Consider the following 1,088-nt stretch of genomic DNA (forward strand, 5'->3'; position numbering starts at 1 on the left):
GAGCTGGGCAAAATCCCAAACCGAGCTTTGGTTATCTCGCTCGCTATAATTAACACTGGCGCCGACTCGTAGCTTGTTTGACAGCAGAGATGTCAAACGCAACTGGCCGTCGAGCGTATCGATTTGGCCATCCCAGTTTTGCACCGGATTGCCCGCCATCTGCACCAGCTGTTCATCCTGAATCATGCGCCCTTGGGATAAGTGAGCACTTACAACAGTTTGCTCAAGTCGATACTGACCTTTGAAAGCAACTTGGTGTGCTTGATTGTCTGGGGCGCTTTGATACACATCATCCAGATAAGGCAGGCTCAAGCGGTTGATGTCATTGTCATACTGACTGAGCTGATAGCTTAATTCGCTAAGCCAGTCTTGGCCTTTTACCTGTATCCCACTCTGTAGGGTGTCGGTTTGGCTATCCACTGGGAGACCAAAGTTCACCGGCGCTGGCATGACAAGACTGCGACTTTGATGGCCTTGCTTGCGCTCGCTGTGATAACGAGCAAAGGCGGCGTAGTCCTGACTGCCAAGACGTGTTTGCAGCAGGGCCTCAACCCCCACTTTTTTGCGTTGCAAAGACAACTCCTGGATTTGTGTCGCGACATCTGGGGTCAGAGTGCCATCACTGTACCAAAGCTGGCTTTGGGCATGACCGGCTTGATAATGAGTGAGCTGACGATAATCCGCGGCCACCTCAAAACTGCCGGACTGACCCGCCTCTATCCGCGCGCTGCTATTGGCAAGACCCATGTCTTTGGCGTATAGCTTGGCTTGATAACCAGCATCATCCTGATAACGGATATCCCCATTGAGTACACCACTGGTGCCATCTTCACTATTGAGCGCATTGGCGGCGTGGATATCATCAGCATCGGTATAAGCTACGCCCACACTGAGCTCGCCTTGATAGCCCGTCGTCACCGTGCAGCGTTTGCACTGATAATCGCGAGTTTTGACGGTACTGATGTTGGCTTTGTGGACACCAAAGTCAGCAGCAAGCACTGAGGTTGGAGTGGCTGCCCCTGTCGCAGCCATCAAAGACAGAGTGATGAGACTTAATTGAAAACGCATAACATTCACTCCTAATTAAC

Annotated in this window: 1 protein-coding gene; it reads right to left on the minus strand. The window is 51.6% G+C overall.

What is annotated here, in order from left to right:
• On the minus strand, nucleotides 1–1,068 hold a 1,068-nt coding region (locus tag IEY18_RS17300), incomplete at its 3' end, for an MtrB/PioB family outer membrane beta-barrel protein (RefSeq protein ID WP_188923133.1).
• Nucleotides 1,069–1,088 lie beyond the last annotated feature (20 nt).

The sequence above is a fragment of the Shewanella gelidii genome (genome assembly GCF_014647855.1).
In the GTDB taxonomy this organism is placed as follows: domain Bacteria; phylum Pseudomonadota; class Gammaproteobacteria; order Enterobacterales; family Shewanellaceae; genus Shewanella; species Shewanella gelidii.